Source organism: Pseudomonas sp. CFBP 8771 (assembly GCF_014841695.1).
Taxonomy (GTDB): Bacteria; Pseudomonadota; Gammaproteobacteria; order Pseudomonadales; family Pseudomonadaceae; genus Aquipseudomonas; species Aquipseudomonas baltica.
Map to the genome: position 1 here is coordinate 13,082 of NZ_JACYUJ010000011.1, position 25,699 is coordinate 38,780.

Below are 25,699 nucleotides of genomic sequence, written 5' to 3' on the forward strand. Positions count from 1 at the left end.
GCAGCGGATCAGGCGTTCTTCAGGCACTTGAGGTTGGCAAAGTCTTCGCGTAGTTCACCCAGCCTGCGCTCGATACGCTCGCGTTGTTCAGGCGTACTGTCGGCCGCAAGGCCGCTCATCAGGTCGATGGCTGCCTGCTCGGTACGGGCATAGGCCAGCTTGTATTGCGGGGTCCACACCGCTTCGCGCTGTTGCAGCAATTGCGCGATCCGCGCCGGGAATTCCGCCGACTGGCGCTGCTGCAAGGCGGCCATGAACTGCGCCTGCCAATGCTCGCGGTTGTCGATCCATTCACGATTCTGCTCGCCCAGGCTCTGCGACCAGGCCTGCACGCGCTGCTGCTGTGTATCGGTGAGCTTGCCGAACCAAGGTGTCAGACGCTTGCTCATGCGCTTGGCGCGTTCGTCGATCTGCGCCTGCAGTGGCGGCTCCACGTATTCCTTGCGGCGCTTGACCAGATCCTCGTTGAGCGCCTGCTGCAGGGCGCGCACCTGATTGTCGTCCAGGCCCTGCAGCAACTCGACCGCCGAGGGCGTAACCTGCACCGCAATGGCCGAGATCGCCTGTTTGGCCTCGGCGGTGCGTTCGCGCAGCGCCGGCGCAGTCACTTGCTGCTCGGCGACCATGCGCTGGACCTTGTCCAGCCACTGGAGGTTGTCGGCCAGTTGCGTGGTGCAGTGCCAGCGCAGATGCTCCTTGAGGCGTTCGTCGAACCAGTTCTTCTGTTCGCGATTCATGTCCAGGTAGTCGTTCATCGACCAGGGAATGATCACGTCCAGATTGCGATAGGCCAGGTCCACTCGTGTGCAGCCACTGAACACCAGGCACAGGCCCATGAGCAGCACACAATGCGACAAGCGACGAAACAAAGGATTCATGGCAGCGGTCCGTGCGATGGCGTTGTTGTGGTTATAGAGCCATGCCGGTGCGTGCGGTTCAGAAAAACGCGTGTTGGGCCTTGAGCATGAACATGCTGTCACACTGGCCATTCTGGCCTGAATAGGCAGCGCAATTGGCGCCACTCAGGTCCGAGCCACTGTAGATGAAATCCAGGTCGAAGCTGCCGATCGGCCGTGACATCTGCAGCGACCAGTCGTTGAATGCCCGCACTTCCTGCCCCTCGCCAATGGTGAACGGGGTGGTGAGCTGATGGTTGCTGACCTTCATGGTAAAGCCCACATCCAACAGGGGCAGGCCGCCCAGGTCGGCGAACAGCGTGCTGTTCTGGCCGTCGGGGGTGTTGTTGAACGCGGCGCCGAAGCGCCGATCCAGAACACGCAGGCCGGCGTAGAACGCATGCGTCGAAGGGGCATCCAGCTCGGGGTAGCTGTACTGGATCACGCCCACTTCATAGCCCAGCGAATTATCAAACGGATGCTTGTAGCCCATATAGGAATCCACCTCCAGATTGCTGGAGGAGGTGAGGCCCATGTTGGGCGACCATTGGCCGAAATACAGACCGCTGTCGTGGGTCAGGTCCAGCCCGCCATGGAAGGAACTGCCGGCGCTTGGCTGCACCAGGCCCACGGCCATGCTGCGCGACGGTGTAGTGCCGAGCTTGAGGTTGAAATCGCCGATGTCACGTTGAATGACCTGGGCGCATAGGGAAGGGGGGACCACGAGTCCGGCTATCAATAACCAGCTGGGTCTGAGCATACCTACCTCCAGTAAGCCTGGACGGCCCGATCTAGAAGGGTGCAAGCATACCGCTCATGGGCGGCGTCACGCTGCCATTCGTCGATTCAGGGGGGATGAGGGTGATGCGAGGAGTTACATGACGCTGAAGTTTTGCCCGGCGCCACGGCCGGGCCGCAAACTTACTTCTTGCCCAGGCTGATGTGCTTGGACGGGGTGAAGGTCTGGCCGCTCACGCCCTTGGCAATCTGCTGGATCTCGCCACCGGACTTGAGAAACGCAGCAATCTGTTCGTTGATCGACTCGCTGGTTTCCACGGCTGGAGCGGGTTTGACTTTGCTGTTGGATGCTTTAACGCGCATGGCTGCCATTAACCTGTCAAAAATTAATATGGCCAGGCATTGTACATGATTTATCCCCTCTCGGCTGGGCTATATGGACCAGCGGTGGCAGTGGCATCCCCTGTGATCAAGGTTTTGTCCAGCAAGGTTCCGGCGTACCAATACCTGTCGCGCAAGGCGCCTTGCGCAGCGAACCGAAGGGTTCTCGGGTAGAATGCCGAGCCAGGTGACGAGGAAAATTCGAAATGGCTTTAGTCGGGCGCTACAACGCATTGCAAGTGGTAAAACATACGGACTTCGGGCTGTATCTGGACGGCGGCGCAGACGGCGAGATCCTCTTGCCCAATCGCTACATTCCCAAGGATATTCCCAGCGAAGACGAAGACTGGCTGAACGTCTTCGTGTATCTGGACAGCGAAGACAAACTGCTGGCCACCACTGAAAAGCCCAAGGTTCAGGTGGGTGAGTTCGCCAGCCTCAAGGTCGTCGAGATCAACAGCATTGGCGTCTTCCTCGACTGGGGGCTGCCCAAGGACCTGCTGCTGCCGTTCTCCGAAGAAAAGCGCCAGATGAAAGCGGGCGAGTACTGCGTGGTACACGTGTACCTGGACAAGCGTACGCGCCGCATTACGGCCACCGCCCGCCTGGATCGCTACCTCGACAAGCTGCCGCCGGCCTATCAGGTAGGCCAGGAAGTCGATCTGCTGGTGGTCGAAGAAACCGACATGGGCTTCAAGGCCATCATCAACAACACCCACTGGGGCCTGATCCACAAGAACGAAGTGTTCAAGTTTCTGCGCTCCGGCAAGCAGGAGAAGGGCTACATCAAGGAGCTGCGCAGCGACGGCAAGATTGCCCTGAGCCTGCAGCCCATCGGCGCGCAGCTCACCACCAGCCTCAATGCCCAGATCCTCGACAAGCTGCGCGCCAACCAGGGCACCCTGGCGGTCAGCGACAAGAGCGATCCGCAGGTGATCAGCGACCTGTTCGGTGTCAGCAAGGGCAACTTCAAGAAAGCCATCGGCGCCCTGTACAAGGACGGCCAGATCGTCATCCACGCCGACCGTATCGAACTGGTCTGAAGCCCGTCACGCAGGCCGCTTTCAGGCCTGCAGGAACGGCGCGAAGCCGACGCCGCTGCCGGTGGGGCGCACATCCTTGAGGAACGAATCCTTGTCGGCGCTCAGCTCGAGGCTGACCGTCGACTTGCGTTTGCCGGCGTTGCGCACCACCAGCCCTTCCATGTGTTCACGTAAAAACGCCGTGGTCACTTTCAGGTGCAGTAGCTGATCACTGGCAGGGGTGTGCAGCAGCAGGTGAATCCATTCGTACTGGCCGATCTGCAGGCGTGCCACAGGGATGTCGAACCACCAGATGTTGCGTTTGGCGTCCAGCACGGTGAAATGGCAGTTGTTGACGCCGAGCACCGCGCCACCCAGTTCCTTGTTGCGACGGGCGATGGCTTGGGGTTTGTCGAGTTTCATGAAAATTCCTACAGGTATGACGCTTCGGCGCACTGGCCGAATCCGACCGGCATTCTGCGGGCAAATCGGCCGAACATAAAGCGCGGGCAAAACCCATGTGCCTGCCGCACGACCACGGCGTCTTTTGCCACGCAAAATAATTTGAAACTCTGGATGGCCGGTGCCGGTCAATTCCTGTGTCGAGACAAGACATTCCTACATGACCAGGAGACATACCATGAGCGGCACTTCAGACAAGATCAAAGGCGTAGCCAACGAAGCAGTCGGCAACCTCAAGCAAGGCGTGGGCAAAGTCACCGGTAGCGACAAACTGCAGGTTGAAGGTGCAGTGCAAGAGAAGAAAGGCGAAGCCCAGCAAGTAGAAGGCGAAGTCAAGAACACTGTGAAAGACGCTGTAAATAAACACTGAGGCAGCGTGTTTCCTGCCTGAGTGAAGTTCGCCAACGGTCATCAAACGATGGCCGTTGTGCTATTGGGCGGACACGGACGTACATACTCTGATTGTCGTTTTTCCTGCAGCTTTACGGTAGAAAGCGTGCCGCTACAAGCCTGCCGCGGCTGCCTGACTCAGTTGGGCTGCGCATCCACTCAGGCAGGGTATTCGAAAGTCGAGTGGCGCAAGGAGACGCTATGCTATTTCCCCACATGAACAACCTGCCTTTCATGAAGGTCATGGTTCGCACGGTCAAGGAATTCGTCGACGACGAAATGCCTACTTATGCTTCGGCATTGGCCTACCAGATGTTGTTCTCGCTATTCCCTTTTCTGCTTTTCCTGATTGCCTTGATCGGCTTCCTGCATCTGCCGGACTTCTTCTCGTGGATGCGTCTGCAATCCGAGTTGGTGCTGCCGCCACAGGCGTTGGAACAAGTCAATCCGGTGATCGACCAGTTGCAGCAGTCCAAAGGTGGTTTGCTCTCCATCGGTATCGTGGTTGCGCTGTGGACTGCCTCGGCAGGCGTGCGACTGACCATGAGCGCAATGAACGCTGCCTATGATGTAGTCGAAGAACGTCCGGCCTGGAAGCGCATTCCCCTGTCGATTCTGTACACCATCGGCCTTGCCGGGATGCTGTTGTGCGTAGCGGCCTTGATGGTCACCGGTCCCCAGGTCATGCAGTGGCTGGCCGGGCAGATCGGCATGGAAGATTTCATCGTCACGCTGTGGACCATCCTGCGCTGGCCACTGATCGTCATCCTGCTGATGATCGCCGTTGCGGTGATCTACTACGTCATGCCTGACGTGAAGCAGGAATTCCGCTTCATCACGCCTGGCTCGATGCTCGCCGTGGTGGTGTGGATCGTCGCATCGCTGGGCTTTGCCTACTACGTGAAGACGTTCGCCGACTACAACGCCATGTACGGCAGCATTGGCGCGATCATCGTGTTGCTGTTGTATTTCTACATCTCTTCTGCGGTGCTGTTGCTCGGTGCCGAGATGAATGCGGTGATCGAGCACATGTCGGCCGAGGGCAAGGACAAGGGTGCCAAAGACCCTGAAGATACCACCCCCGCTGTGGACCAGACCGGGACCGTGCCCACGGGCGAGAAGGACCTGCGTGCAAGTCCTGCCACGCCGTCATCGGTTGCAGCGCGCCCGCAGCCTTGAGCCGAGGCTATGCAGATCAAGCGGCAGTCGGACGCACCAGGGCCAGCAAGTTCTTGCTGGCTCGGTAGCGCTGCAGGCGCTGGGTCAGCTCGGCAGGCAGAGTGGTTGCATCCTCGAAGCCGAGGCTGAGGTAGAAACCACGCAACGGCGGTTCGCAAAACAACCATACCGGCCCGCCCAGCGTGGTCTGGGCGGTGCTGAGCAAGCGTCGGCCCAAGCCCTTGTTGCGCTGATCGACAGCCACGTGCAGGCCGGTTAACCAGTGCCCCCCGGCCACCGACACGAAGTTCGAACCTGCAACGATTCCGTCGCTCCGTGCTACCCACCAGCGGGCGTTGCCCACGCTGCGCATCCGACTGTTCTGCGACTTGTAGAACTTGTCCAGCAGCGGTCGCGCACAGGTCGGTAGTTCGATGAATTCCACGTAAATGTGTCCTGTTATTGCCAAAGCGCCAGGTTTGCCCAATGGCGGGAGAAATTGCTTCGTGACCGCACCGGCGCTGTAGTAAGGTCCGGGCCTCTTTTTATGACGGAGATGCGCTGTGCAGCAGCCGATTCGCAAATTACTCTATCTGGCTGGCCTGATCAGCCCGCTATGGCTGGCCGCCAGCCTCATCGTGACCGGCAGCTTGTACGCTGGGTACAGCCACATCGATCAGGCGATGGGTCTGTTGGGCGCCATCGATGCACCCACCCACGCCCTCTGGGCCTGGCTCGGTCATTACCCGCTGGGCCTGTTGTCGATAGCGTTCGGTATTGGCCTGTACGCGGGCCATGCTCATCTGCGCCTAGCGCGGCTGAGCGCCTCGCTGATCATCGTGCACGGTGTGGCGAGCCTGGCCGCTGGGTATTTCACCTGCGACGCCGGCTGTTCCCTGCAATACCCCTCGACACAGCAGAACCTGCATACCATCGCCAGCGTGATCATGTCGGCAAGCCTGTTGCTCGCCAGTGCGCTGTGGATTGTCGTGGCACGCCGCGAGGGCCGCAAGGGCTTGGTCTGGTTGTCCCTGATCTGTAGCCTGTTTGCGCTGGGCTGCCTGCCGTGGATGGCAGCAGCGATGGACGTTGGCCGTGGCTTCGGCCTGTTCCAGCGGGTCAACTACTTCGCTTCACTGGTGTGGGTCGCCGGGCTGGCGTGGGCATTGCTCAAGGCCGAGCGCAACGAATACGCCTGACGCTTCAGGTCATCAAGGTGATCCAGATCGCCGCGCCGCCGATCACCGTGACCATGCTGCCCAGGCCAAGCACGCCCGTCACGTCGGCCGGGAAGCGCGCGCGGCTGATCCCTTCCACCCTGCAGCGGTATCGGCGCCGTTGGCTCAGCCAGATCAGCAGCGCTCCCAGCAAAGTGAATGCGATCAGGCCACCGGCGAAGCGCCCGTGGAAGGGCATCCAGCGCAGAAAGAACAGACTCGCCACCAACATCGCCAACAGGGTCCGTCCCCACGCCAGCAACGTCCGTTCAGGCTGCAGGCCTTCGTCCTGATGTCCCGCTTGCAGCAGGCTCATCGCAATACGACGAAGGCTATCAGCGCTGCCGTGACCAACGCACCGCCGATGGACAGCAGCGGCACCAGCAACGGAATGGGCAAGGGCTGCTTGTGACGCATCGCCCGCTCCACGTTCAGCCAGCGCAGGCTCGCACTGGCACTGAGCAGCATGCCCAGCAGCAGCAGGATGACCGCCAGGCTCTTGCGAAACTCGGGTGCGAACACGTCCGCAGTGAATGCTTCGACAGCGATGCCGCCAGCCATCAAGGCCAGGGCTGTACGAATCCAGGCCAGAAACGTGCGTTCGTTGGCCAACGTGAAACGTGGGTCGGGCTCGCTGCCGCCCGTGAGCAGCTTCAGCTGTCGCGCGCTGCGTTGGCCATGAGTGGGGGGGATCCCGGGGTCAGGTCTCGCCATGTGGGTGCCAGGCAGGGTGTGGAGGTAGGGCGATGCTACCATCGCCAGCCGTCGTGCCGGCCACTTTCCGCGTAGCAGGCCCAGGCCTCAGTCGCGGTCGGTGTTCACGGGCAGGTGGAAGCTGAACTGCGTACCGTCTTCATCGCTCGACGCGACTTCCAGTCGACCGGCGTGGGCCAGGGCGATCTGATAGGCAATGTACAAACCCAGTCCAAGGCCCCCGCGCGGGCTGCGCACACTGGGCCGGGCAAAGGGTTTGAACAACTGCGAGCGCACGTTTTCAGCGATCGCCGGCCCCTGATTATGCACCGACAGGGTGAATGCCTGATTGGACAGTCGGCCGCACACGCGCACCTCGCTGTCCGGAGCACCGTGGATGATCGCGTTGGACACCAGGTTGGAAAGCAGTTGGCCAATACGCTCCTTGTCGCATAGCACGCCTTGCAGATCATCGACATCCATCGTGATGACCCGGTCGGGGTGAATGCGCTGCAGCTCGGAGACCACGTGCTCCAGGCTCCGCGTCAGGTCGGCGTCGGGCTGCAGGTCCACCACGATGCCGGCACCGAGTCGTCCACGGGCAAAATCCAGCACATCTTCGATCAGCTGCGAGGCGCGACGTGCACTGGTCTGGATATGCTTGACGATACCCAGGCTGCGCTCATCGGTGACGCGTCGCTGCAACAGCTCCGAGCCGGCGTTGATGGCAAACAGCGGATTGCGCAAGTCATGGCCGAGCACCGCAATGAACTGATCACGCAGATCGGCCATTTCACGCTCTTCCAGTAACGCGGTAGCCGTGCGCTGGTGCTGTTCTTCATTCTCCATCTGCAGCGACAGCAAACGCGAGAACGATTCCATCATGGGTTCGATGGTGCTGCCTTTGAGGCAGGTAGGCCGTGGATCGAGCGCACAGATGGTGCCGAAAAAGCTGCCATCGGCGCGGAATATAGGCGTCGATATATAGCTTTCGAACTTGTAGATGCGCGGAGTGTGATGGTTGCAGTACACCTCGTCTTCGCTGACCTTGTCGATGATGACGGTCTGCTGACTGACGCGTATCTCGTGACACAGGGTAGTGGTCACGTCCAGTTCGTCGCCGACCCCCAGGCCAAAGCCGATGCTGTCGAGCACCGCGCACGTGGTCCACGAATCTTCGGTAACTCTGGCTACCGCTGCAAAACGCATCCCGGTGGTTTCGCAGATGACCTGCAGGATTGCCGGGACCGCGTCGATACGCGCGAGGGTGGCTATGTCGGCTGCTGCAGTCGTGCCCATGGAGTGTCCACTGTGGTTGCGCATGCCGGAACCATTGGCTGGTCGTGTCCGGACGGTGCACCGATTCTAGCGATGCCGTTCGAGCCTGTAAAAAAATCTTGAGTCCGCACGGCTTATATCAGCTGTAATCACTTGCCTGCGGTACCTCACGAACTCTGCGCGAGGCGCTCTGCTGCTTGAGCAATGGCTCCAGCGCCAGGTGAACCAGAGCGGTGCTCAAATAATCGCCTTGTACCTCTGCGCACCCTTCATGCTGCAGGCAGCGCAGCCGTTGCTCGGTATCGACACCGGCGCCGATCACACGAACACCCATGGCCTTGCCCAGGTCGATCATGCCGCGCACCATGGCGCGGTCATTCGGGTTGTCGCTCATGCCGGCCACGAAGCGTCGTTCGATCTTCAACCCATCGAAGGGATAAAGACGTAGATATCCCAGGGAGCAGTAGCCACTGCCGAACTCATCGAGAATCAGCCCGGTACCCAGTTCCTTCAGTGCGGTCAGTGCACCTACGGCACCGTCGGCACAGCCCAGCATGACCTGCTCGGCAACCTGCACCTGCAGACGGCTGGCAGGCAAGCGGGCTTCTGCCAGCGCGTCACGAACATCGCGAGAAACATCGCCGCGGCTGAAATGCGCCGGTGCCAGGCTCAGCGACACGGCAATCGACTGTGGCCAATGGCGTGCTGCCTTGCAGGCCTCGCCCAACATCCAGCGGCCGATCGCTACGATCAAGTCGCTGCGCTCGGCCAAAGGCAGGAAAACGTCCGAGGTGAGCAAGCCTTCGACCGGGTGCTGCCAGCGCAGCAGTGCCTCGACCGCGACCACTCGGTCGGCCTCGGCGCTATACCTGGGCTGAAACTGCAGCAGCAGTTGTTCATGGCGTATGGCTGATGCCAGATCGGTTTCCAGTTGCCTGAGTTGGTTCTGTCGGTCCAGCGCCGGGGCAAAATGCTGCCAGCTGCCGGCGCCTTGAGCCTTGGCCTGACGCAGGGCGACGTCCGCGCAGCGCTTCCACTCGCTGGCATCGCCACGTGCGGGCCGGTCGTGAACCACGCCGATATTCACACCCACCTGCAGCTGTCTGATGCCATGCGCGATCGGGCGCTGGATGTTGTCGATCAGGCGCTGACAGAAATGCTCTATCTCGATCATCTCGTCGATGCTGGCCAGCACGAGCATGAACTGCCCGGCGTGCAGGCGTGTCACCAGATCATTGCTGCGCGTGCTGTCGCGCAGGCGACTGGCGACTGTGCGCAGAACACATTCGCGTGCGGGCTTGTCCAGGGTTTGCTGCGCTGCGTCAAACCCTTCCAGGTCCAGCAGCAGCACGGTCAATGGCAGCGGACGAAGACGATCGGCCAGGGTCTGGTCGAGGAACCGCGTCAGGGCATGCTCATCACCCAGGCCCGTCACGGCATCGTGGGTGGAGCGGTGGGCCAGTTGGGTCTGGGCGCTGACATGGTCGGTGACGTCGACCACCGTACCGCGGTAACCGACCACACGTGATTCATGCAAGATGGGCCGTGCTGCAATGCGACTCTGGCGGGTCTGTCCCGCGCTGTCGCGGTAGCTGCAGCGCAACTGACCAGTCCCTGCTGCTGCGGCGGTGCTTCCCAACTGTTGCAGCCATTGGCCCGGAGGGAGGGTTTCGCACTGCAGCAGCAATTCAATCGGCTGGCCCAGCCAGGCATCACCTGCCAAACCGGTGGAAGCGGTAAATTCCGATGATAGATAACTGACCCGTAGGAACTCGTCGGTTTCCCATATCCAGTCGGAACTGGCACGGGTCAGGTCATACAGGCGCTCTTCGCTCGATTGCAGGGCTCGATGCCTGTCCTGCAATCGTGCATGATCCCGGTCGATGTCACGCAAGCTGCGCAAGGTCCTGAGCAGAAGCCCGCCGGAGACGATCAGCACGACGAGCAACAGTGCGGCAATCGTCGCCGGCGACATCGCCCAGAGCGGTTCGCTGCCCGGTGGCGGCGTCTGCACGGGCAGTCCCGAGCCGGCTTCTTCGAGGGAAATCAGCGGCCGGCCACTGTTATCCCCCAGATCGCGCTCGCCGCTCAAGCTGTTCGCGGTGACCGTCTCTGCCGAAGGATCGCTGGCATGATCCGTCGCGGCAGGAACGCCGAGCACGGCACTGCCGGCAATCAACACACTGGCAAGGATGGGCAGCACGAACGCCAGCACCAGAAGCCGTGCATGGCGTAAGTACCGGGAGGGGTTGGCGGCATCAACAGCATTCATGAGCAGCGGTCCTTGCGAACAGACGTTTCCTGATCCCATTCGGACGGCTGCGGCGGCGACATGGTTCCCGCCGGGCGACCAAGCGGCAGGCACCTTCTCGGCGCTCCGGGCCGACCACGGGCTTTTCACGCCAGGCCGAAGGCGTATGCTGTAGCACGCATCTTTCAGCCAGAGGGCTGCATGAATATTCCCCTGCTTTTCGGAGTGCTTGCGCTTATGACGTCGTTCTCACCTAATGCCGAAGAACTGCCAGCCTCGTTGCGCGAGGACGGCCAGTACCGTAATCAGGTGGTCCTGCCCAAGGACGGCTTCATGAAGAAGCTGCGCATCGGCATCAAGTACCTACTGTTGAGCAAGCCGCCAGGCACCCGCCCGCAGGCCGCATTGCCGGTCGAACGCCTGTCTCGCCAGCAACTGCTGGCGGCGCCGGACCACAGCCTGTGGCGGTTGGGGCACTCGACCGTGCTGCTGAAGATGAATGGCCAGTTCCTGATGACCGACCCGGTCTTTTCCGAGCGCGCCTCGCCTGTGCAGTGGGCGGGCCCGTTGCGCTTCCATCAGCCACCGATCAGCATCGCCGACCTGCCGCCGATCAAGGCCGTCATCCTCTCCCACGACCACTACGACCATCTGGACGAGCAGGCGATCAAGGCGCTGGCAGACAAGACCGAATACTTCCTTACCACCCTGGGCGTGGGCGACCGCCTGCTCGACTGGGGCGTGCCCGCCAGCAAGGTGCGTCAGCTGGACTGGTGGCAGGAAACCGAAGTGGGCGGGTTGCGTCTGGTGGCGACCCCATCGCAGCATTTCTCCGGGCGCAGCCTGTTCGACAGCAACAGCACGCTATGGGCATCGTGGGTGATCATCGACAAGGACTTCCGGCTGTTCTTCAGCGGCGATACCGGTTACTTCCCGGGCTTCAAGCAGATCGGCGAACGGTTCGGGCCCTTCGACCTTACCCTGATGGAAACCGGTGCCTACAACGTCGCCTGGCCGAACGTGCACATGCAGCCCGAAGAATCCCTGCAGGCGCACCTGGACCTGCGCGGCAAGACGCTGCTGCCGATCCACAATGGGACCTTCGACCTTTCCATACACGATTGGCACGAACCTTTCGATCGCATCAGCGCACTGGCGCAGGCCAAGAGCGTGCCGTTGAGCACGCCGCGCATGGGGGAGCGGGTCGACATGCGCAATCCCCAGGCCGGTGTGCACTGGTGGGAGCAGGTCGATTCACCGGCCCCCGTGGCGACGCCCTGATGCGGCACGAGCTCAAGCGTCGGCGTTGGGTTCCTTGCGCGCCTTGCCTTGGCCATCGTCCTTGGGCGGCAGGCCGCTTTCGCTTCTGATCTGCGCATGGCTGATCAGGGCGAAAATGAAGCTGCCGCCGATGATGTTGCCGGCCAGCGTCGGTGCGGCAAAGTCGAGCCAGAAGGCTTTCCAGTCCAATTCGCCGGCCCACACCAGGTAGGAGACCTCCGCCGAACCCACGACGATGTGGGTGAAGTCGCCCAGTGCCATCAGGTAGGTAACCAGGATGATGATCCACATCTTGGCGCTTTCCTGCGAAGGGATCATCCACACCATGGTGGCGATCATCCAGCCCGAGATGATGCCTTTGGAAAACATCTGCGACAGGTCGTTTTCCATCACCTTGCGGCCAATTTCCAGAAAGGCCACATCGGTCTTGGCATCGAAGATCGGCAAATGCAGCATGACGTAGGACACCAGCAAGGTCCCCGCCAGGTTACCTGCCAGGACCACGCCCCACAGCTTGAACAGCCGGCCGAAGTTGCTCAGGCTCGGCTTGCTCATGATCGGCAAGACGGCCGTCAGGGTGTTTTCGGTGAACAATTGCTGGCGTGCCAGAATCACCGCAAGAAAGCCAGCCGAGTAGCCCAGGCTGGCGATGACCTTGCTGGTTTCGCCATCGGGCAGGCGCGAATTGAACAGACCCATGGCCATCAGCGACAGTCCCATGGTCAGCCCGGCAGCCAAGGCAGACCACCACAAGGCGGCTACCGTGCGTTCGAGTTCGTGGTCGCCCTGTATGCGAATGGTTTCATGCAGCACCGCCGCGCGGGGCGGCTGGTTTTCATGGACCTCGGCTTTTTCGTCGGCCGACAGGCCAGGGGTCTTGCCGTCTGCTTCAGAAGCGTCAAGGCTGGGTTCGTGCTTTTCCATGGAGGTTCCTGCGAATGCGCTGGCGCGCGTGCCCGGTGCACGGCTGCCACAGCACAGACCTTCGCGGCGCTGAATAAGTTGCGTCACTGCCCGCCAGGCGTCGGCTACAGCCCGAATACCTCGCGCAGCGCCTTGGCGTAAGCCTGGCTGCCCAGGGTCATGCTGTTGTTGTGCGTACCTCCGGGTACCAGCAGCAACCGCTTGGGTTCGGCAGCGGCGTCGAACAGCTCCTGGCTGAAACGCGCCGGCACATAGCGGTCATCCAGACCATGAACGATCAGCACCGGGATGCCGATGTCGCCGATCTTGTCGATGGAGTCGAATTTCTCCGACATGATCCAGCGCACGGGCAGCGACGTATTGGCCACGGCCGCTGCGGCAGCGGCCAGATCGGTGAAGGTGGACTCCACGATCAGCCCGGCCGCCTTGGGCTCGTCACCCTCGGCCAGATGCTCGGCCAGATCCACGGCGATCGCACCGCCCAGCGAATGACCATAGATGAATCGGCGCTCGGCGTTGGGCTGAAACTGCACCAGCCGTGCCCAGGCAGCCTGGGCGTCCTGGTACACGGTGCGCTCCGACGGCAACTCGCCGGGGCTTTCGCCGAAACCGCGGTAGTCGATGGCCAGCACCGAGAAGCCCAGCTCGCGCAGCTGACTGATGCGCCGCACTTGTGCCGTCAGGTTCCAGCGGGTGCCATGCAGATACAGCACCGCCGGCGCATCGGCGCGCGGCGCCGGCCACCACCAGGCGTGCAGGTACTGGGTGCTGCTCAAGGCTTTCTCGACCGGAATCTGCAGCTCGGTCACCCCGGACGGCAGTCCCGAATACCAGCTCGCCGTGCCTGGTTCGATGTTGAACAGCAATTGCCGCTCCTTATAGGCCAGTTGCGAGCAGCCATACGGCAAGCCGATACCTATCGCCAGAGCCAGCAGCAGAAAGGGAAGCCAGCGCCGACGACGGGGCGCGGTGGTAGGTGTTGCCATGCATGCACACTCCAGACGGGTCTCTTCACTGGACCGGAACGCACTGCAGGCTGTTCATTGCAAATTGATTTCAAGCGGTGTCAGGTACCGTTCGGGACGGTTGCCCGGTGCCTAATGCGAACGCTCTATTGCCATGACCGAGCCGATATTCTACTGTCCGCCGACTACCAATGTTTGCGCTACCATTGCGGGCAGCGTTTCGACACAAGAGGGCGACACATGAAAATCGTGATGGTGGGAGAGGCCGCGACACACCGCGAGATGCTTGCCGCAGGCTTGGACTGCCCGGCGCAGTTCGTTGCGCTGCCCCGTGAGGCCCATGAATCGGCTGCCTGGGACGCGCAGATCGAAGGCGCCGACGTGCTGGTCTCGATGCGTTTCCAGCGTACTGGCCCCGCGCCGGCGTTCCGCCTGTTGCAGGTACCCGGCGCCGGCCTGGATGGCATCGACTTCGCAGCGCTGCCGCTCGGTGCCACTGTCTGCAATGTGTTCGAACATGAAATCCCCATGGCTGAATACGCCCTGGCTTGCATGCTCGAACACCAGATCGAGCTGGCGGATCTTCGTGCGCGCTTCAGTACCGAACACTGGACGGGTGCCTACCTGAAGCGTCAGCCGCGCGGCGAGCTGTTCGGCAAGACGGTCGTCATCGTCGGCTTTGGCCGAATCGGCCAGGCTGTTGCCACCCGTGCCCAAGCTTTCGGCCTGCGCATCATCGCCATTTCCGCTCGCGCCGAAGGCGGACGGGTCGACGGCCCTATGGATGAGGCGTACACACCCGGCGAACTCGACCAGGCGCTCTCGCGTGCCGATTTCGTCATCCTCACCTGCCCGTTGAACGAGCGCACCCGCGGCTCGTTCGGCGCTACGCAGTTTGCCGCAATGCGCCAGGATGCCGTCCTGATCAACATCGCCCGCGCCGCCGTGGTCGACCCCCACGCGCTCTACCATGCCCTGCGCGACAACCTCATCGCCAAGGCCTACCTGGACGTGTGGTACCGCTACCCCCGCGGCGACACCGACCCGGTCGCGCCAGCCGAATACCGCTTCGAAGACCTCCCCAACGCCTACTGCACCCCCCACGCCTCAGGCTGGACCCACGGCCTGTTCGAACGCCGCTACGCCTTCATCGCCGCCAACATCAACCGCCTGCACCAAGGCCAGCCCCTCCAGAGCGTCGTTACAAACCCCCGTCCCGTCTAACACCCGACGCGGCGACACACCCGGCCCCCTGTAGCAGCGGCGTGAGCCGCGTCCGGCCACACCGCAACTTCCCTGAACCACCGCACCTGCTTCCCACATACGCCCCAAATCCTTCCTACACCGCAGCCCCCCAATCCCTCTGCCTGGACGCACCACGGCTTCGCACACTGACGCCTCCTCAATCCGACCGACAAGGACTGTCATTCATGACCATCGGCTCATCCCACAACCATCCCGCCGACATCGCAGCCGCCGTGCAAAACCCCGCCAGCATGCCGTGGGCCGCCCGCTTTCCCAACCCTCCGGATCTATGCTTCGACTACCGCCGCCTGCTCGAACAAACCGAGGGCATTGCTCACGCAGGTAACGCACAACACCGCATCTGCATCATTGGCGCGGGCGTCGCAGGGTTGGTGGCAGCTCGCGAACTGCTGCGCTGTGGCTTCGAACGCATCACCTTGATCGAGCAGTCGCGCCGCCTCGGCGGACGTCACCTCACCGTGCAGGTCGACAGCCCTCAATCCACGCCCTCGACGCCTTTCGAAATGGGCGCCATGCGCATGCCCTTTTTCAATCGCACCGGCGAGGCGCCTGTAGACGGCCGCTCATTGATGGCCTACTACGCAGGCCTGTACGATCTCAAGACCTCAGACTTCCCGAATCCCGGCACGCCCTTCGTACACTCCACCGGCATCTATCTGCACGAAGGTCGCCTGGCAGGGGAAACCGAACCCCAACTGCTGATCTGGAACAATCCCGACGGCAGCACACCGCCACCTACCGCCGTGCTGCAAGCCGTCTACCAGAAATGGAAGCTGTTCGCCGAGCGCATGGCGACCCAGGTCGCCGCCGTGTTCGGCAGTCAACAATGGCCCGCCTTGTGGTCTGCGATTGTCACGCGCTACCAGCATGTAGCGTTCCGCGAGCTGGTTCGCGCTCCTTGCGTACCCACTTGGGATCCCAGCCGGCCGGGCGACTTCGGTGGTCTGGGCATGTCGGCCGCCGAATCGTCGATCTTCTACGCCATCGGCATAGGCGATGGCAGTTGGGGCGCTTTCTACGACGTGTGCAGCCTTTATCCACTGCGCACCGCGATATTCGGCTTCAGCAGCCATTTGCAATTGGTACACGGCCGTGTCGATGGCCAGGGTATGCCGCTACCAGCCCCGTTCCTAACCGAGCATGCCGTGACTGACTCCAAAGGTGTGGCGTTCGCCACACCTCGCTACCTGGGTCTGGCTGCATTGGATGAGTGTCTGATGTTCATGCCGCTGGGGGAGGGGGCTCGCTCGCCTTACGAACGATTGCGCGAGCAGCCTGCTGGCCTGATCACAGACAGCCCGGTGAACAGCCTCACGCGACTGGCCGACGGCAGCATAGAAGTGGGTTACCGCTGGCACCAAAGCGACGCGCTGGCCAGCCGGCAGGTGAAACAGAGCTTCGACTCGGTGATCGTCACGGTGCCCTCCTGGATCCTCGAAACGCGAATCCAGGTGGCTGGTTTCACCTCGGCCATGCTGCCTCAGGCCACCATCGATGCCTACAAGACTGCGCACTGGGAAACCAGCTGCAAAGTCTACGCGCCGCTGAAGAAAACCTTTCTCTCGGCCAGGCGTGACATACCGCAGATACTCGTCACCGACAGTTTCGTGCACGACGTCTATGCCTACCGCTACAACGACAACTATGCCTATGACTGCATCCTGCTCAGCTACACCTGGGAGGACGATGCGACCAAGCTGGCGGCGTTCAGCGACGCCGAGCTGGTCGACAACTGTGTGCGCGAGCTGGACCGCATCTTGATGCGCTGCAGCAACGTCGGCACGCGCATTTCCTCATTCATCGACACGGCCAACGCACGCGTGCAGCGCTGGGTCACGGACCGCAATGCGCTGGGCTGCGCCAAGCTTTACCGGGCAGGCGCGTATCAGGATGCGGTCGGGCTCATGAGCTACAACCGCGATTACAGCCGCCTATCCGGGCTGTACCTCGCAGGTGAATCGTTTTCGGTCGACGCCGGCTGGACCGAACCGGCCATGCGTGGCGCCGTGGACGCGGTGATCAACCTCTGCGCCAACCAGGGCGCAGTCTTCAACGCCGGGTTCGACCTGTCTCATTACCCTCGGTATGGCACCGAGTCCTGAACGATTTTGTACCCTCTTGTCCTACCTGCCGGATTAATCCTACAGATGCTTGGGAAGCGTCCGGTTCTATGATCTTAACGAATGCGTTTCTATGCGGAGGCAATCCAAAAACAACAAGAAGGTGCCTCCATGTCCTCTGTTTCCGCTATCAGCCCCGTGCGGGTCGCTGTCGTTCAGTTCGATCCACAATGCGGTCTCGAGCATCGCTCGTTCAACCTCTCCCATAGCCTTCACCTGGCCCAGCGCGCGGTCGCGGGAGGCGCCCAACTGATCGTGCTGCCGGAGCTGGCCAACACCGGCTACGCCTACCGCAACCGCGAAGAAGCGTTCGCGTTGGCCGAGGCCGTGCCCGACGGCCCCAGCGCGCAGGCCTGGATCGAGTTCGCGCGCGAACATAAGGTCTATCTCGCCGCCGGCCTGGCGGAGCGCGACGGGCACAAGCTTTACGACTGCGCAATGCTGGTGGGGCCCGACGGCTTCATAGGCAAGTACCGCAAGGCTCATCTGTGGAATCTCGAAAAGCTCTGGTTCAGTCCCGGCGACCTCGGTTTTCCGGTGTTCGAAACGCCCATCGGGCGCATCGGGCTGATGATCTGCTGGGACGTCTGGTTTCCGGAAGTGCCACGCCTGCTGAGCCTGCAGGGTGCCGACATCATCTGCAGCCTGAACAACTGGGTCTGGACGCCGCCGCCGCTGTTCGACGAAACCGGCAAATGCATGGCGTCTTACCTGACCATCACTGCAGCGCACGTCAACAACACGTTCATCGCTGCAGCCAATCGCATCGGTACCGATCGCGGCGATCGCTTCCTGGGCTGTTCGTTGATTGCCGGTACCAACGGTTGGCCGCTCAGCGAGGTGGCCGGAGCCGAAGAGGAAACCATCCTCTATGCCGACGTCGACCTTGTGTCGGCACGTAGCGCGCCGATCTGGAACAGCCTCAACGATCTGCCGCGCGACCGTCGGGTCGACCTCTATGGCTCGATGCTGGGCTATGACCGTCACGCCGCGCTGCCGCGCTGAGGAGGGCTGGCCATGCAATCCTCTCTGCAAGACACACCAACCCGCGCATCCAGCGGGACTTTAACTGGCCTGTTGATGCTGTCGCTGGCCATTACCCTGACCGTCATCAGCGGCAAGCTGCTGGCCATCGACGCACTGTGGCCCAGCTATGGCGACATGATGGCTAACTTGCACCACCCAGCAGCCTGGTGGCGCTGGGTGGTGGGTGATATCAGCGAAGTCGCGTTCTACAAGCATGAGTTTGCCTCCATCGGCCTACTGGCAGGTGCGGGACTGGGCTGGTGGGCCAATCACACCGGCAAGCGCTGGCAAGGCTTCGCGATCTGCTACGGCACCGGGCTCTGGCCATGGGTGGTGACCAGCTCGCTGCTCGGCCTGGGTCTGGGCAATCTGCTCTGGGGATGGACACTTTCGGCCGATACCTGGCAGCCGACTTTCGTCGCGTTCGTGTCCATGCCGGCGGCCACGGTGCTGCTGTTCGGGCGTGGCTGGCGCGTGGCGCTTACCGGGGCCGTGATGGGCGCCGTGCTGATCACCCCGGCCTGCCTGCTGATCGTCAAGTACGTGTGTACCCCGCTGGCATTGCCAGTGGTGATCGGCAATGTTACCGGCATGGCAGTGGGCAGCGTAATCGGCTTCCTGCTGTGCAAGCGCTTCCCGGTTCTGGTCAGGCCCGACGCGGCGCCTGCGCAAGCGCCACCGGTGGTGGCTTCTCCGGCCAACTACGGCCTGCGCTGGACCTTGCGCCGTATCCTTGCGGATTTCTCCGAGGCCCCGTTCTTCGGCAACGAATGGGCCAGCCTGGGGTTGGTGCTGGGGGCGCTGCTGGCGCTGATGCTCAATCCGGCCAGTCCGTTCTACGGTTCCGGTTGGCTGTTGCAGCTGTTGGCGGCGCAAACCCTGGCCTCGGCGCTGGGTGTGCTGATCTGGCGCCGTCAATGGATTGCTCGCGGCTGGTATCCGACCTACATTCCCGTCGTCTCGGTAGCCCCCGCCGCGATTCTGGTCCATGGTGGCAGCCTGCCGGTGATCATCCTCAGTGCCGCATTGGGCGCACTGCTGGCGCCGCCCCTGGCCGTCGCCATCAGCCAGCGGCTGCCGTCCTATATGCATGGCTACATCGGCAACGTGCTGTCCATGGCAATCAGCACCGTGCTCATCCTTCCGCTGATCGGTCTGATCATCGGCAGCCCAAACCTCTGACGGAGTACCGCCCATGGCTCTACCCAGACTATCCGTAGGTGCCCTGGGCGGCACCATCAGCATGCAGGCCCAGGCCACTGGGGCAGGTGTTCAACCCAGTTTGAGCGGGCAGGGCATGGTGGACCTGCTGCCCGAGTTGACGTCGCTGGCCGAGGTTCAGGTGCACACACTGAATCTGCTGCCCAGCGCCTCCTTGAGTTTCCAGGCCTTGCTCGAGGCCCTGGAGTGGGCCCGTAGCTGCATCGCGGCTGGAGCCGTCGGGGTGGTCTTGAGCCAAGGCACCGATACCCTGGAAGAAGCCGCTTTTTTCCTCGACCTGCTGTGGGATCTCGATGAGCCTCTGGTGCTGACAGGCGCCATGCGTGCGGCATCGCATTGCGGTGCCGATGGCCCGGCTAACCTGCTGGCTGCAAGTCAGGTGGCGCTGGCCGAACACAGTCGCAGGCGTGGCGTGTTGGTAGTGATCAACGATCAGGTGCACGCGGCGTCCCGGGTGCGCAAGGTCGCGGCATTGGCCATGGATGCCTTCGCCTCGGCACCCTACGGGCCGATTGGCCTGATGATCGAAGGTCGGGTGCACTACGCCGCCGCGCCTGCAGCGCGCTGCTGCCTGCCGTATCCCACCCGAACCGATCACACCGTGTTGCTACTCGAAGCCACACTGGATGCAGACACCCTGCTGCTCGACAGGGTCGTCGAAGCCGGGTATCGGGGCGTGGTCATTGGCGGTTTCGGCGCCGGGCATGTATCGCAGCGCTGGGCCGCCAGCCTGCACGTCATTGCCCGGCATATGCCGGTCATAGTGGCCACTCGCACGGGCAGCGGGCCAACGGCCAGCGGTAGTTACGGCTTCGCGGGAGGCGAGCTGGACCTGCAGGCGAAGGGCGCCGTGATGGGTAGATTTCTCTGCCCGCGCAAGTGTCGGATCCTGCTCTGGATGCTGGTCGGTAGCGGCCAAGAGCACGACATCACGCGTTACCTGAGCCAATTGGACAACTGATCGGCGGCAGATCCGGGGACATCGTCCACGCTGGCGGCTACAATGCGGGCATTCTTTTTGATGACCCGACCGAGCAGACCATGGCCTACAACATCAGCAATGACGCGCTGACCGACGCACAACTGGATTACGTGGAAGACGTACTGGGGCAATACGCCAGCGAGAAATCGGTCGGCAGCATCTCCGAGCTCGATGGCTTTTTCACAGCCATCGTTTCGTGCCCTCAGGCAATCGCTTTCGACGACTGGTACGCAGCGCTGTGGGGTGGGCCTGATCACTTGCCGGTCTTCAAGGACGACAGGCAGTTCGAGAAATTCTTCGACCTGCTCATCCAGCACATGAACCAGTTGGCCATGCTGCTGGAAGAAGACTTTGAAAACTTCGCGCCGATCTTCAACCTGTTCGACGACGAAGAAGTGGTCAGCGTCGAGGACTGGTGCTATGGCTACGAACGTGGGGTAGTGGTCGGTGGCAGCTGGCTCGACATGCCCGACCAGGAGCAGGACCTCCTGGCGTTGATCACGCTGCACACGCAGGGTGTCGACCTCCTCAAGCGCGACGGCTCGGGCGAGGAACTGGACGCCGAAGAGGCCATGGAGATGATCCAGATGGCCGCCATTCGTCTGCACCAGTACTGGTTCGAGCGTCGTCCGGGCAAGACGCCCATCACCGGCGAAACCAAGACGGGCCGCAACGATCCCTGCCCCTGCGGCAGCGGCAAGAAATTCAAGCAATGCTGTCTGCATTGACCTGCGCATCGAGTGCGTCCGTTGCAAGTGAGTGATTTTTTTACGATTGGCGGCAAATTGCCGTTGACAGTGGCGCCTCAATCCGTAAAATTGCGCGCCACAGCAGGCACGTAGCTCAGTTGGTTAGAGCACCACCTTGACATGGTGGGGGTCGTTGGTTCGAGTCCAATCGCGCCTACCAAACAAAATCCGCTCTGCTGGGCGGTGCAGAAGGGCGATCCGGAAGGGTCGCCCTTTTTCGTTCATGCGCAATATGCTTGCACATGCTTGCCGCCTTGGCTCGCCGCGCGCATTATCGCCAATCAATTCCTAAACCTGGCCCTTTGCATGTCCCACAGCCCGGCCCCATCGCCTATCGACGAGTCCGAACGCCTGGCTGCGCTCGAACATCTGGGTGTGCTCGACAGTGTCCCGGAGCCGGGCTTCGACGACATCGTCCAGTTGGCGACTCAGCTCTGCGGGACACCCATCGGCCTGGTTTCTCTGGTGGACCGCGAGCGTCAATGGTTCAAGGCGTGTGTCGGGCTCGACGTTTCCGAGACCCATCGCGACCTGGCGTTCTGCGCCCATGCCATCCTCGCGCCCGATACCGTGATGATCGTCCAGGACACTCATCTTGACCTGCGCTTCAAGGGCAGTCCGCTCGTGTTGGGCCCTCCCTATATTCGCTTCTATGCGGGCGCGCCGATCATCTCGCGCCAGGGCTTGGCACTGGGCACGGTGTGCGTCATCGACACCGTGCCGCGCACGCTGGATGCGGCGCAGTGCAGCGCTCTGCAGGCTCTGGCACGGCAAACGGCTGCGCAATTGGAGTTGCGCCTGCTCAACGCCGAGCGCGAGCAACAGACCCTTGCCTTGTCCCGGCAGCTCGACAACGTGCTGGGCGAGCACCAGCAAACTCTGCAGACCCTGCGCCATGCCCAACGGGTTTCCTCGCTGGGCCAATTGACCGCGGGTATCGCCCACGATTTCAACAACCTGTTGCAGGCCGTCAGTGCCAGCTTGCAGATGACTCGCCTCAAGGCACGCAAGCCCCTGGAAGTCGAACGCCTCACCGAAATCGGCCTGCAGGCGGTACGGCAGGGCGCGCAATTGATTCATCACCTGCTCGCCTTCGCCCGTCGCGAGGAGCCCAGCGTGCAGGCGGTCGTACTCGACGAGCGGATCGAGCACAACAGTGACCTGTTCGGTCGCGCGCTCGGTACGGCAACTAAGGTGCAGCTGGATCTGCAAGCGCCAGCGCAGGCGGTGATGTGCGACGCCCATCAATTGGATGCTGCGTTGCTCAACCTGCTGGTCAATGCGCGCGATGCGCTGCGCGGTGCCGGGCAGATCCGCGTGGCCACCTGTGAACGTGTCGTCTGCGGCGACGCCCAACTGGCCGACGGCACCTACCTTTGCCTGAGCGTTGCCGACGATGGGCCGGGCATCCCGGAAGACGTACTGGTACAGGTCTTCGAACCGTTCTATACCACCAAGACTGCCGGGCAGGGCACCGGGTTGGGGTTGTCGCAGGTGTACGGTTTCGCGTCGAGCGCAGAGGGTATCGCACGTATCGAGAGCCGGCTGGGCGAGGGCACAACCGTTACCCTCTGGCTACGACGCGTAGCAGCGGTATAGCGAATCACTTACACGCTGTGGCTCCAATCGCCTCTATTGCGATCACCTTCATCCCAGTAATCTAGCCTCACTAACTGAGACGAAGGATGCGACTCAGGGTCAGGGACGACCGGCCATTGCAAGGAAGCTGCTGACAGGATGTTGGAATGGCTAGACAAAAAACCCGCTTCGGCGGGTTTTTTGTTGGGCGCTGTTTTGTCCTGCGCACAGCAAACCCCCTGCCACAGCCGGGCAGGGTGGGCCGATTCCGTTACTTGCCAGTCACGATACGCTTGACCATGGCCGCATGACCCGTCTGGTCGCTGGCGCGCGAAATCACTTGGACAACCGACATGGTCGGTCCCGAGCCGGCCACGAAGGTGGTCGTCATGGTTGCGCCGCCGCCCATGGTCGCGGTGCTGTCGATTTGTTCCACGCCCAGCTTTCGCAAGGTGATACGTTTTTCCGCAGTCTTCTTGAAGTCAGGCAACGCAGTCGCCTGTTGCTTGATGAAACCTGCCGTCGCGCCCGTCAGGAACTCATCATCGTTGTCGGCGGCACGCCCACCCTTGGGAATGGGCAGTTCAGTGGTCACCACCACGCGTCTTTCGCTTTCATTCATGTACATCATGCCCTTGGCACCTGCAGCTTCGCTTTTCGGATCGGCAGGTGGCAGCGGGTTGGCGGTGTACCCCGCAGGCAGGGTGAACATGAACTTGCCGTCGAGCGTCTTGACGGTCTGCGCTTTCGGGGCGCTCGGTGCTGGCTTGGCAGCCCAGGCCACGTTGACCAGGCCCAGCGTGAAAGCGAGAAACAGGCAAGTGCGGCGCATCGACGAAACTCCAATAAGGTCAGGACTCGGATCCTACTCCAGACCCATGGGCTTGAGAACGTGCGTGAACCCCCTACTTGTCCAGTCTCTGGTCCAGTGTCTGGACAAGCTCATGAGCGAACCTGACCCGCGCTTCGTTCGGATAGTTCTTGTTCGCCAGCACCACGACGCCGATCCCTCGTGATGGGACAAACGCCACATACCCGCCAAATCCATTGGTCGACCCGGTTTTGTTGACCCATACCTTGTCCAGATGCCGCAGCGGGCTTGTGGGTTGGGTAGTCAGGGCTACTGCATTGGAATTGCCTTGCACCAAGGTGTCGAGCGCTACGGGATAGGCGTATTGCTCCCAGATCAGGGCTTGCGTCATGCCACCTACCCGGAAGTAGCCCCGTTGCGTGGCATCCAATGCCTCACGCAGCTTCGCAGGCAAGGCCACCGCGCCCATCTGTGCCTGAACATAATGAAGCATGTCCCGCGCACTGGACTTGAAACCATAGGCTTCCTCGGCCAGTACCGCCGGGTTCAGCCGCACCGGTTTGTCGTTCTTGTCGTAGCCCTGCGCATACAACGGCAACTGCGCAGTCGGGACATCCAGGTAAGTGTGGTAAAGGCCCAGGCCTGGGAGCAGCCTGTCGCGCATGGCCTGGCCGAACGACATTTTCATGCTCGTGGCCGCGATCATCCCGAGCAACCCAATGCTGGGGTTCGCATAGCTGCGCTGGGTGCCCGGTGCATAGGTGGGCTGCCAGTCGCGAAAGTACGTCATCAGTTGTGCAGCGTTCTGGATGTCGTCCGGCAACTGCAGAGGAAATCCGCCGGCGCTGTGGGTGCCCAGGTCGGCGAGTGACGCCTGGTCCAGCGGTGTGCCGCGCAATGTGGGCAGATACTGGCCGGGATGATCGCTCAGAGACAGCTGCCCATTGGCTTGCGCATAGGTAGCGAGGGTGGCGGTGAAGGTCTTGCTGATCGAGCCAAGCTCGAACAGTGTGTCTGCGGTAACAGGCGCCTTCGTTTCGCGCGACGCCAGCCCATAGGTGAAGAACAGCTGCTGGCGACCGTCAGTGACAGCGATCGCCATGCCTGGAATGTTGTATTGCGCCATCAACGATGCGGCCCGGACCTTCACCAGGCTTTCGACTGCAGGCTCCCCGGCATGGGCGCTATCGCCCGCCCATACGGTCGTGAATGCCAGAAAACCCGCAATGACCATGGCTGTGCCGGACCTGCGCATGAGTGACTCCTCTTCCATTTTTATTGGCAGTGATCACTCTGCATTATCCCGGCATCTCTCTTTGTTGTGTCAGCCGTTATGATGAGCGTCTGTAACAACACCCCGAGGAAACATGAAATCAGTAACCTGCGCGCTTTTCGCGCTACTGGTCGCGCTGCAGGCCAACGCCATGGCTGCGGGAGACGCCGTAGCCGGCCAGGCGACATTCGACAAGAATTGCGGTGGTTGCCACAAGGTAGGCCGCGGTGCCCAGGCCGCATTCGGCCCGCAGCTCAATGGCGTGATCGGCCGTGCGGCGGGAAGCACCGGTGACTACAGCTATTCAGCAGAGATGAAGAACTCGGGCATCGTCTGGACCACCGAGAAGATCGCCGCCTTCGTCGAGGCACCCAGCGATGTGGTGCCTGGTACCAAGATGCGCCTGTGGTGGTTCGGCAACGATCAAAAGATGGCCGACCTTCTCGAGTACCTCAAAAGCAACCCCTAAGGCAGGTACGATACGGTGGAGGCGCGGTGCGGCCCGGGTCACAAGGCAGCGTCCTACAACAGCATCGGAAACGACCTCTTTGATTGGCGGATGTGGCTTCGTATTCTCCAGACCCTTTGATGAGGGCATTGGATGTCGAAGGTAATACTGGCATTAGTGATGTGTCTGACGGGTTGCGCATCGAGCGGGGTCTATCTGGCCGACCCCATGAACCCACCCGATCCCTGGCGAAAGGGACCAGCTTCGCACCGTGAACTGCCCATGGGCGATCCCAAGCGGCAGCACGTATGCCAGGTCGAACCGAATCGGTCTGAATGCGCGCCCTTTGGTTCCTGAGGTCAAACGATCGATGTCGTGAAAAGATTTGCGAACAGGTGTTGACTCACCGGCAAAATCTAGTAATATTCGCCTCCCGCTGACGAGCAATCGAAAGCGCAAGCGGTTGAAGTTGTTAGAGATTAACTAAACACTTCAAAATAAACGCTTGACAGGATGTGAGGCTAGCGTAGAATGCGCGCCTCGGTTGAGACGAAAGAATCAACCCACCG

General features: G+C 61.6%; 26 protein-coding genes and 1 tRNA gene. 14 read left to right on the forward strand and 13 right to left on the reverse strand.

Annotation, left to right across the window (positions count from 1 at the left end; genetic code table 11):
- Window positions 1-8: 8 nt before the first annotated feature.
- The 3 genes from IFT80_RS20840 to IFT80_RS20850 form a co-directional block, all read right to left on the reverse strand.
- Window positions 9-869: a DUF6279 family lipoprotein gene (locus IFT80_RS20840; RefSeq protein ID WP_192102733.1), complete on the reverse strand. Its 861-nt coding sequence runs from the start codon at window positions 867-869 to the stop codon at window positions 9-11.
- A gap of 67 nt (window positions 870-936) precedes the next feature.
- The gene (locus IFT80_RS20845) at window positions 937-1,656 is read right to left on the reverse strand and encodes a TorF family putative porin (protein ID WP_122474965.1); all 720 of its coding nucleotides are present in this window, start codon (window positions 1,654-1,656) and stop codon (window positions 937-939) included.
- A gap of 161 nt (window positions 1,657-1,817) precedes the next feature.
- Window positions 1,818-2,006: a hypothetical protein gene (locus IFT80_RS20850; RefSeq protein ID WP_177327984.1), complete on the reverse strand. Its 189-nt coding sequence runs from the start codon at window positions 2,004-2,006 to the stop codon at window positions 1,818-1,820.
- A gap of 215 nt (window positions 2,007-2,221) precedes the next feature.
- Here IFT80_RS20850 and IFT80_RS20855 point away from each other — a divergent pair, with 215 nt between their 5' ends.
- Window positions 2,222-3,058: a CvfB family protein gene (locus tag IFT80_RS20855; protein ID WP_192138266.1), complete on the forward strand. Its 837-nt coding sequence runs from the start codon at window positions 2,222-2,224 to the stop codon at window positions 3,056-3,058.
- Window positions 3,059-3,079: 21 nt separating this feature from the next.
- On the opposite strand, the gene IFT80_RS20860 is transcribed toward IFT80_RS20855, so the two are convergent.
- Entirely contained in the window at window positions 3,080-3,460 is a 381-nt protein-coding gene (locus IFT80_RS20860; RefSeq protein WP_192138268.1) for a hypothetical protein, read from the reverse strand.
- Window positions 3,461-3,677: 217 nt separating this feature from the next.
- Here IFT80_RS20860 and IFT80_RS20865 point away from each other — a divergent pair, with 217 nt between their 5' ends.
- Together IFT80_RS20865 and IFT80_RS20870 are read left to right on the forward strand one after the other, a co-directional pair.
- Entirely contained in the window at window positions 3,678-3,869 is a 192-nt protein-coding gene (locus IFT80_RS20865) for a CsbD family protein (protein WP_192058726.1), read from the forward strand.
- A 221-nt stretch (window positions 3,870-4,090) separates the two neighbouring features.
- Window positions 4,091-5,068: a YihY/virulence factor BrkB family protein gene (locus tag IFT80_RS20870; RefSeq protein WP_185795101.1), complete on the forward strand. Its 978-nt coding sequence runs from the start codon at window positions 4,091-4,093 to the stop codon at window positions 5,066-5,068.
- A gap of 16 nt (window positions 5,069-5,084) precedes the next feature.
- On the opposite strand, the gene IFT80_RS20875 is transcribed toward IFT80_RS20870, so the two are convergent.
- On the reverse strand, window positions 5,085-5,492 hold the full coding sequence (locus tag IFT80_RS20875) for a GNAT family N-acetyltransferase (RefSeq protein ID WP_342214352.1): 408 nt from the start codon (window positions 5,490-5,492) through the stop codon (window positions 5,085-5,087).
- 118 nt (window positions 5,493-5,610) lie between these two features.
- Between IFT80_RS20875 and IFT80_RS20880 the strand changes: the two genes are divergently transcribed.
- Window positions 5,611-6,246 (forward strand): DUF998 domain-containing protein, encoded by a 636-nt coding sequence (locus IFT80_RS20880; protein WP_122474955.1) that lies wholly within the window; start codon window positions 5,611-5,613, stop codon window positions 6,244-6,246.
- Window positions 6,247-6,250: 4 nt separating this feature from the next.
- Here the strand turns inward: IFT80_RS20880 and IFT80_RS20885 are convergent, their stop codons facing one another.
- The 4 genes from IFT80_RS20885 to IFT80_RS20900 all read right to left on the reverse strand — a co-directional run bounded on the left by IFT80_RS20885 (window position 6,251) and on the right by IFT80_RS20900 (window position 10,507).
- Window positions 6,251-6,580 (reverse strand): DUF202 domain-containing protein, encoded by a 330-nt coding sequence (locus IFT80_RS20885; protein WP_122474953.1) that lies wholly within the window; start codon window positions 6,578-6,580, stop codon window positions 6,251-6,253.
- Window positions 6,577-6,978, reverse strand: coding sequence for a YidH family protein (locus IFT80_RS20890; protein ID WP_122474951.1), 402 nt, complete (start codon window positions 6,976-6,978; stop codon window positions 6,577-6,579). The genes IFT80_RS20885 and IFT80_RS20890 overlap by 4 nt, the downstream gene beginning before the upstream one ends.
- Window positions 6,979-7,065: 87 nt before the next feature.
- Window positions 7,066-8,256 (reverse strand): sensor histidine kinase, encoded by a 1,191-nt coding sequence (locus tag IFT80_RS20895; RefSeq protein ID WP_192058781.1) that lies wholly within the window; start codon window positions 8,254-8,256, stop codon window positions 7,066-7,068.
- Window positions 8,257-8,374: 118 nt separating this feature from the next.
- Window positions 8,375-10,507 (reverse strand): putative bifunctional diguanylate cyclase/phosphodiesterase, encoded by a 2,133-nt coding sequence (locus tag IFT80_RS20900; protein WP_192138270.1) that lies wholly within the window; start codon window positions 10,505-10,507, stop codon window positions 8,375-8,377.
- A 180-nt stretch (window positions 10,508-10,687) separates the two neighbouring features.
- On the opposite strand from IFT80_RS20900, the gene IFT80_RS20905 reads away from it, so the two are divergent.
- Complete coding sequence (locus IFT80_RS20905; RefSeq protein ID WP_192138272.1) at window positions 10,688-11,767, forward strand: MBL fold metallo-hydrolase; 1,080 nt, start codon at window positions 10,688-10,690, stop codon at window positions 11,765-11,767.
- Between the two features lie 12 nt (window positions 11,768-11,779).
- Here IFT80_RS20905 and IFT80_RS20910 read toward each other — a convergent pair whose 3' ends face one another.
- Together IFT80_RS20910 and IFT80_RS20915 are read right to left on the reverse strand one after the other, a co-directional pair.
- Window positions 11,780-12,691 carry a formate/nitrite transporter family protein gene (locus tag IFT80_RS20910; protein WP_122795201.1) on the reverse strand — a complete coding sequence of 304 codons (912 nt, stop codon included), beginning with the start codon at window positions 12,689-12,691 and terminating at the stop codon, window positions 11,780-11,782.
- Window positions 12,692-12,795: 104 nt separating this feature from the next.
- Entirely contained in the window at window positions 12,796-13,677 is an 882-nt protein-coding gene (locus IFT80_RS20915; RefSeq protein ID WP_192138274.1) for an alpha/beta hydrolase, read from the reverse strand.
- Between the two features lie 219 nt (window positions 13,678-13,896).
- Between IFT80_RS20915 and IFT80_RS20920 the strand changes: the two genes are divergently transcribed.
- The 8 genes from IFT80_RS20920 (at window position 13,897) to IFT80_RS20955 (ending at window position 22,619) form a co-directional block, all read left to right on the forward strand.
- The gene (locus tag IFT80_RS20920) at window positions 13,897-14,880 is read left to right on the forward strand and encodes a 2-hydroxyacid dehydrogenase (RefSeq protein ID WP_192138276.1); all 984 of its coding nucleotides are present in this window, start codon (window positions 13,897-13,899) and stop codon (window positions 14,878-14,880) included.
- A 206-nt stretch (window positions 14,881-15,086) separates the two neighbouring features.
- Window positions 15,087-17,024: a flavin monoamine oxidase family protein gene (locus IFT80_RS20925; protein ID WP_192138277.1), complete on the forward strand. Its 1,938-nt coding sequence runs from the start codon at window positions 15,087-15,089 to the stop codon at window positions 17,022-17,024.
- A 129-nt stretch (window positions 17,025-17,153) separates the two neighbouring features.
- Window positions 17,154-18,047, forward strand: a complete 894-nt coding sequence (locus IFT80_RS20930) for a nitrilase family protein (RefSeq protein ID WP_185795110.1) — start codon at window positions 17,154-17,156, stop codon at window positions 18,045-18,047.
- A 12-nt stretch (window positions 18,048-18,059) separates the two neighbouring features.
- Entirely contained in the window at window positions 18,060-19,250 is a 1,191-nt protein-coding gene (locus tag IFT80_RS20935; protein WP_122474935.1) for a hypothetical protein, read from the forward strand.
- Window positions 19,251-19,263: 13 nt separating this feature from the next.
- The gene (locus IFT80_RS20940) at window positions 19,264-20,250 is read left to right on the forward strand and encodes an asparaginase (RefSeq protein WP_192138279.1); all 987 of its coding nucleotides are present in this window, start codon (window positions 19,264-19,266) and stop codon (window positions 20,248-20,250) included.
- Between the two features lie 80 nt (window positions 20,251-20,330).
- On the forward strand, window positions 20,331-20,999 hold the full coding sequence (locus tag IFT80_RS20945; RefSeq protein WP_192138281.1) for a UPF0149 family protein: 669 nt from the start codon (window positions 20,331-20,333) through the stop codon (window positions 20,997-20,999).
- 104 nt (window positions 21,000-21,103) lie between these two features.
- Window positions 21,104-21,180, forward strand: a tRNA-Val gene (locus tag IFT80_RS20950).
- Between the two features lie 146 nt (window positions 21,181-21,326).
- Window positions 21,327-22,619: a sensor histidine kinase gene (locus tag IFT80_RS20955; RefSeq protein ID WP_185795113.1), complete on the forward strand. Its 1,293-nt coding sequence runs from the start codon at window positions 21,327-21,329 to the stop codon at window positions 22,617-22,619.
- 250 nt (window positions 22,620-22,869) lie between these two features.
- Here the strand turns inward: IFT80_RS20955 and IFT80_RS20960 are convergent, their stop codons facing one another.
- Together IFT80_RS20960 and ampC are read right to left on the reverse strand one after the other, a co-directional pair.
- On the reverse strand, window positions 22,870-23,430 hold the full coding sequence (locus tag IFT80_RS20960; RefSeq protein ID WP_192058745.1) for a hypothetical protein: 561 nt from the start codon (window positions 23,428-23,430) through the stop codon (window positions 22,870-22,872).
- A 73-nt stretch (window positions 23,431-23,503) separates the two neighbouring features.
- Window positions 23,504-24,643: a class C beta-lactamase gene (gene ampC / locus IFT80_RS20965; RefSeq protein WP_446731007.1), complete on the reverse strand. Its 1,140-nt coding sequence runs from the start codon at window positions 24,641-24,643 to the stop codon at window positions 23,504-23,506.
- A gap of 133 nt (window positions 24,644-24,776) precedes the next feature.
- Here ampC and IFT80_RS20970 point away from each other — a divergent pair, with 133 nt between their 5' ends.
- Complete coding sequence (locus tag IFT80_RS20970) at window positions 24,777-25,151, forward strand: c-type cytochrome (protein ID WP_122474914.1); 375 nt, start codon at window positions 24,777-24,779, stop codon at window positions 25,149-25,151.
- Window positions 25,152-25,699: the final 548 nt, after the last annotated feature.